At 58.9% G+C, this 6,243-nt stretch carries 6 protein-coding genes (1 of these 6 running past the window's edge); 1 reads left to right on the forward strand and 5 read right to left on the reverse strand.

Going from position 1 to position 6,243, the window contains the following annotated elements; genetic code table 11:
• Nucleotides 1–12: 12 nt before the first annotated feature.
• Entirely contained in the window at nt 13–417 is a 405-nt protein-coding gene (locus HUW52_RS07085; RefSeq protein ID WP_175553261.1) for a GNAT family N-acetyltransferase, read from the reverse strand.
• A gap of 56 nt (nt 418–473) precedes the next feature.
• Nucleotides 474–1,379 carry a LysR family transcriptional regulator gene (locus HUW52_RS07090; RefSeq protein WP_175553262.1) on the reverse strand — a complete coding sequence of 302 codons (906 nt, stop codon included), beginning with the start codon at nt 1,377–1,379 and terminating at the stop codon, nt 474–476.
• Between the two features lie 102 nt (nt 1,380–1,481).
• Between HUW52_RS07090 and HUW52_RS07095 the strand changes: the two genes are divergently transcribed.
• Nucleotides 1,482–2,654: an aspartate aminotransferase family protein gene (locus tag HUW52_RS07095; RefSeq protein ID WP_175553263.1), complete on the forward strand. Its 1,173-nt coding sequence runs from the start codon at nt 1,482–1,484 to the stop codon at nt 2,652–2,654.
• A gap of 60 nt (nt 2,655–2,714) precedes the next feature.
• Here HUW52_RS07095 and HUW52_RS07100 read toward each other — a convergent pair whose 3' ends face one another.
• From HUW52_RS07100 to HUW52_RS07110, 3 genes are all read right to left on the reverse strand, one after another.
• Nucleotides 2,715–4,634 carry an alkaline phosphatase D family protein gene (locus HUW52_RS07100; RefSeq protein WP_175553264.1) on the reverse strand — a complete coding sequence of 640 codons (1,920 nt, stop codon included), beginning with the start codon at nt 4,632–4,634 and terminating at the stop codon, nt 2,715–2,717.
• Nucleotides 4,635–4,705: 71 nt separating this feature from the next.
• Nucleotides 4,706–5,449, reverse strand: a complete 744-nt coding sequence (locus HUW52_RS07105; protein ID WP_175553265.1) for a hypothetical protein — start codon at nt 5,447–5,449, stop codon at nt 4,706–4,708.
• Nucleotides 5,450–5,923: 474 nt separating this feature from the next.
• Nucleotides 5,924–6,243, reverse strand: partial view of a hypothetical protein gene (locus tag HUW52_RS07110; RefSeq protein ID WP_016983455.1) — the 3' portion only. Its footprint extends 10 nt past the window's final position; 320 of the gene's 330 nt are visible here — the last part of the coding sequence; the start codon falls outside the window, past its right edge; it ends in the stop codon at nt 5,924–5,926.

The raw sequence follows: 6,243 nt of genomic DNA on the forward strand, positions 1-6,243 counted from the left end.
AGCGCACGCCCGTTATTTCAATCGCGGTCGCTCCATGGCGATCACTGACATTTCAAAACCCAGGCTGGCAAAAAAGGCTTCGGCACCTTCTCGTCCGGCACGTAGCATCCAGGTGATGTCGGGGTTATCGGCCATCACATGCTCGACCAGTTTGCGGCCAATGCCTTTGCGGCGATGTTGGCTGTCGACCGCGACCATCGACAGGTAACCGTTGGACAAACCATCGCTGATACCTCGGGCGAAGCCGACGATCTGGGCGCCGTGCAGGGCAACAGCCGTGCGTTGAGAGTTGTTGATCAGTTGCCTGAAATGTTCGCTGGAACCGGTTCGGTGGCCCCAGCCATGGCGGCCGAGAAACAGCCGTACCGACTCCTCTTCGTCAGGTAGCAGATCGCGTACAGTCAGGTTGTTGTTCATCTTCGGTTCGACTCCTTGTCAGCAGTTATTCGAGAGATTGTCCATGTCGTTCGTTATCAGGATCTGCCCCACGTCTGCATCGCGAACTCAACGAACCGACGTAACTTCGGCAGGCGATAGCGATCCGGAGCATAAAGCAAATGCAGGGGGCGGCTGGGCGGTTGATAGTCGGGAACGACGGTCACCAGTTTGCCGTCGCGCAGATCCTGTTCCACCAGCGCATCCGGCAGCATCACGATACCCATGCCGGTGCGGGCAGCCTGATGCAAGCCGGCAGAAGTATTCATAAGCATCGGCCCGCTGACGTCGACGAGAATTTCTCCCTCCGGGCCGCCGAGGCGCCAGCGTTTTTCCACCGATTGCCAATCGTCGCCGGCAGGGTAGGCGAACGACAGGCAGTCGTGTTGTTGCAGGTCTTCAGGGGTTTGCGGCATGCCGCGACGGGCCACATATTGCGGGGAGGCGCAGACGGTCAGTGTGTAATCGATCAGAGGGCGGGCGATCAGATTCGACTCCTCGAAGTGCCCCAGCCGAAACGCCACGTCCAGACCACTTTCGAGCAGATCCGGGCGGCTGTTGGTCAGCACCACATCGAGTTTGACCTGCGGGTACTGCAGGGAGAATTCGCTGAGCGCCGGCGCCAGACGCTCTACGCCAAAGGTCAGTGGCGCAGTAATGCGCAGCAGGCCACGAGGCTCATCGAGTGCTTGTTCCGCCAAGCGCTCGGAGTCGGCCACCAGTCCCAGGACATCCAGACAACGTTGGTAATAAACGCTGCCGAATTCAGTCAGCCGCTGGCGCCGCGTCGTGCGTTGCAGCAGTTGCACACCGAGCCGCTGCTCCAGCGCGCGCAGGTGATTGCCGACCATGGTCGTCGACATGTCGCACTGCAACGCGGCCGCCGTCATGCTCCCGGCTTCGACGACTTTGACGTAGACGCTCATCGACTGGAACAGGTCCATTATCAAGCCCTGCTTTTAAATGAATGAAGTTTTCCCGAGTTTATCCAGTTTCGGTGGCTAACCATACTGCCAGCACACCGACCTTCACTGGAGTTTGAAGTCATGACCGCCGCCCTGATGAACACCTACCAACCGCTGGCCCTGAGCTTCACCAAGGGCTTGGGCACTCGCCTGTGGGATCAGGCCGGTCGCGAATATCTGGATGCGGTGGCCGGAGTCGCGGTGACCAACGTCGGCCACTCGCACCCGCGTATCGTTTCGGCGATCAGCGAGCAGGCCGGGTTGCTGCTGCACACGTCGAATCTGTACAGCATTGACTGGCAGCAACAACTGGCGAAACGGCTGACTGAGCTGTCGGGGATGGAGCGCGCGTTCTTCAATAATTCGGGGGCCGAGGCCAATGAAACGGCGCTGAAACTCGCGCGTTTGTACGGCTGGCGCAAAGGCATCGAACAGCCGCTGGTGGTGGTCATGGCCAACGCGTTCCATGGCCGCACACTTGGCACTTTGTCGGCCAGCGATGGCCCGGCGGTGCGCCTGGGTTTCAACGAATTGCCGGGGGATTTCCTCAAAGTGCCGTTCGGTGATCTCGCGGCGCTCGAGCAGGCGCAGAAAAAGCACGGCGAGCGCATCGTGGCAATTCTGGTCGAGCCGATTCAGGGCGAAAGCGGCGTGCAGCTCGCGCCCTCCGGTTATTTGAAAGCCCTGCGCGAACTGTGCAATCGCCATGCGTGGTTATTGATGCTTGATGAAATCCAGACCGGTATCGGCCGCACCGGGCGCTGGTTCGCCTTTCAGCATGAAGGCATCGTTCCGGATGTCATGACCCTGGCAAAAGGACTGGGCAATGGAGTGCCGATCGGCGCTTGCCTGGCACGGGGCCGGGCGGCGGATCTGTTCACCCCCGGCAGCCATGGCAGCACTTTCGGTGGCAATCCGCTGGCGTGCCGGGTCGGTTGCACGGTGCTGGATATCATCGAAGAACAGGGACTGCTGGAAAACGCCCGGATTCAGGGCGAGCGTCTGTTGACTCGTTTGCGTGCAGAACTGACGGACAATCCCAATGTGCTGGCGATTCGTGGTCAGGGCTTGATGATCGGTATCGAGCTGAAACAACCGGTGCGTGATCTGACCTTGATCGCCGCGAGGGATCATGGCCTGTTGATCAACGTCACGCGGGGCAAGACGATACGGCTGCTGCCACCGTTGACGATTGATGAGCGGGAGGTGGAGATGATTGTCAGAGGTGTGGGGCGAGCGCTGATTGCGCATTGATCGCTGGCAAGCAGCACTGTGGGAGCGAGCAGGCTCGATCCCACCTTTTCGGTGCAGGCCTTAGTCCGGATAATCCGTCAGATCCGGCGCGAGCATCCGTGTCTTCGCCGCGCCATTGGAATTGTGTTGAATGATCTCGCGCGGCTGCCCCTGTTCATTGAAAAACACCTGACCGATCCCCGCCGAATTCCATAGACGTTCGCCAGCCTCTGCATGTTCCGGCGTGTACGGCACGATGCGCATTCGTCGGCGTTTGGTGAACCAGTTCAGCGGTGAGCGTGGCGAGTAGAGCCAGCGGTTGAGGCGGTCGAACCACTCCAGCAGCGTTTTCGGAAACTCGTTCTTGATGCCGCTGCTGGTGATCTGCCAGATCCGTGGCCCGGCCTTGCGGTGGCGAATAAGTACTTCGTAGACGAAGGAATAATGCACATCGCCGGACAGCACCACGTAGTTACCCGGTGTGCGCGAGTGGCGAAAAATGTTCAGGATCACCTGCGCGGCGCCGCGATGGGCCATCCAGTTTTCCGCGTCGACCAGCAGCGGATAACCGCACCAACTGAAAACCTTCTGCACGGTTTCAATCAGCTTCACGCCGAAGATCGGCGCCGGCGACACGATGATCGCTGACGGGTGATCGAGCAACTCCTGTTGCAGTTCGCTCAGCGCCTCCCAATCGAGCAGGCCCGAGGGTTGCTTGAGCGCCATCTCACTGCGCCAGCGCCGGGTGCGCGTGTCGATGACCACCAGCGCCGGACTGCTCGGCAGGACGAAATGCCAATGCTGAAAGCGCAGCAGTTCATCGATCAAAGCATCCTGCACCGGGCTGTCGATATACCGATCTTCACCGCTGGCGCTCAGCTCCAGGGTTTTCTCCAGCACGTCCTTGAATGCATCGGGATTGTTGCCCCAGCCCTGGCACAACATATAGGCGATCAGCGCATTGCCGATAATGCGTTTGGAGAACGGGTGGCCGTAGGCCGTTTCCTCCCATTGTGCGGAAAGGTTCCAGTCATCGGTGATGTCGTGATCGTCGAATATCATCAGGCTCGGCAGATGCGCCAGTGCGCGGGCGACCTTGCCCAGTCCAGCCTTGAAGGCGTCAATGCGAGTCTGTTCGAGGGCGTAGCGCTTGAGGCGTTCGGACGTCAGTTCGGGCGCTTGCGGGTCGATCAGCGACCAGGCCGTCGGCGACCACACCAGCAAGTACATCGCCATGACTTCGGCGAAGGTCACCAAGTGATTGTCAGCGCTACTACTGGTGAAAATCGGCTTGCGTGCACCGCCGAAAAATCGCTCGCGCAATGTCTCGTTGCTCTCCAGCGCCGGTAACAAGTCCGCACGGTGGTAGTAACTGGCCGGATGTTCATAGAGCTTGGCGCTGTCGCTGACCACTGCGCCTTCGAGATGTTCGTCGAACAAGCCGAGACGTTCGATCAAGGCATGAGTCGCCCGCAACATCGGGCCGGCGACATCGTCGGCGTAAACCTGGTCGCCGCTCATCATCAGCAAGGCCGGGCGTTGTTGCGGGTCGGCTTCGCTCGCCAATAGCTGATCGACGCAAAGCAAACCATCCGCCGCCGGGTGATGCGGTTTGCGGCAGGAGCCGTGCAGCAGTTGGTCGATCCGCGAGCGCAGGACGAAGTTCGGGCAGCTTGCATCGCCGTACAGCAGATGCGCCGCCCAGTCAGCGATGCCAGTGGTGTCGTCGATCAGCAGGTCATAGTCGATTGGCGTATCGCAGGGCAGGGCGTTTTCGAGAGCAACATCGATAAGATGAACAAACGCCTGGCGACCTACGGGAATGACCGTGCATTTCCCGGTGCAGAGAGGAATGTCTCCTACACCTTGCAGGCGCAAGGTCAGCGACAATGGCCGCGTGCCGACCAGCCACATGACCACGCGCGTTGGCTCCAGCCGTCGCAGCAGAGGGCCGGCCAGAACAGGAGGCAACGGGGTCAGGTCATCGGGTGTTGGGGACATCGAGGGCAAAGCTCAAGGCGCACAGGCCGGCGATGATAGCGCAGGCGGCGCCTTGAACCCTTAAATGAGCCTTAAGAGTCGGCTTTTTGCAGTTTCAGCGCCAACAAACGCCATTGCGCAGGTAGGGCGTCAGCTCGAGGCTGTTCTTGTACCGAGCAATCGAAACGGTAGGCGACATCGTCGCCGTTCATGTTGCGCGCGGTGACGGTGCTGCTGAAGGTGTAGACCTGATCCTTGAAGCGGTGGCTGACTAGCGCTTTGCTGTCAGCGAAACGCGCCGAAGCGGGAAAGCGCAACGTGCTGGTCACAAACGGGCTGCACATGACATACGCGATCATTGACTTGTCGGCCTGTGCGTCGCCGCGCAGTTTCTTGTTCAGCGCTGCCAGGGCCATGCGCCCCTGATAGTCGCTTTGATCCAGCACGGTCTGTAACCCGATCGATTTCGGCGCCCGGCTGGCATAGTTCGGCAACAATGCCGAGTCGGCAGGAGATGGCTTGTCGTCCTGCTCGATGGCAGCAAAAACGGGCGCATCTTTCAGCTCCGCGGCAGGCGTTACAGATTCGGCTTCAGGCAACAGAGAGGTCGGCTCGGCAACTTGCGTGACCGTGTTTTCAGTCTGCGCCGCTTCGTAATCATGCGACGAAGGAAACAACGACAAGGTGATCGACAGCACCACCAGCGCAACGATGAAGCCGCCCGCTGCGCCGACGATGTTGCCGTAGAAAATATTCCAGCTGCCTCGGTTTTTTACCACCCAGCGCCACATGAAACCCCAGACCGCGACAAATGCCAGAAAATGCAGAAACTCCATTCGATCCTTTCCTTAACTTTCGATAGCCGACAACAGGCATTCGCAGCGAGCGCCGCGATGATGGGCAGCACGATACCAAAACAGGTTAAACGTTGAGAGCAAAGAAACTCATCTGCCTGTCAGCACCCGCTCTTTGCGCCTGTTCTGTGTGAGCACACTGGCTGTTGCAACGATCCCGGTGGTCGCCGTCTGGAAAGAAGGCGAAGTTAAGTGTGTGGCAGTGGTAGCGGTCGATCGGTGGAGAAGGGTGACTACATAGATGAACGGGGTGAGCTTCAATACTAGGGGTGGAAAAAGCTGGTCGGTGCCGATGGGGCTGCGACGGATATTCGAGCGCTGAAAGCTCATCGCTGAAGTATCGGACTGATTTGCTTTTCGTCGCAGGGGAAAGTGAAGTTCGAATTCACGGCGAAGACTTCAATGGTGGGAACGTCGAAGTACATTCAAAGCATCTTCTATAAAGGCCCAGTCCAATCACAAGATGTCTTTCAGATAACCCTTGAGCGCGAGAAGCGGTTGATTCAACTGCTCCATCGACCGTACCTCGCCGAAATCGGCTGACAACTTGTGCAGTTCGCGCCCCAGGGGTTTCTCTGCACCCCCCAAGGCATCCATCGCCAACCCCAGGCACTGATTCAATTTGAACTGAATGGTCTCGACATCTCCGCGTCTCACCAGCAATTCGAATACGTCTTTCTGGTAATCCCCCATAACAAGGTCGTCGCGCAAAATCGGGCTCAGGCCTTCTTCCTCGTAAGCCAGCTTGAGGGAGAAAAGGGCGACTGTTTCCAGTG

The sequence above is a fragment of the Pseudomonas sp. 43A genome, from assembly GCF_013363935.1.
GTDB classification, from domain to species: domain Bacteria; phylum Pseudomonadota; class Gammaproteobacteria; order Pseudomonadales; family Pseudomonadaceae; genus Aquipseudomonas; species Aquipseudomonas crudilactis.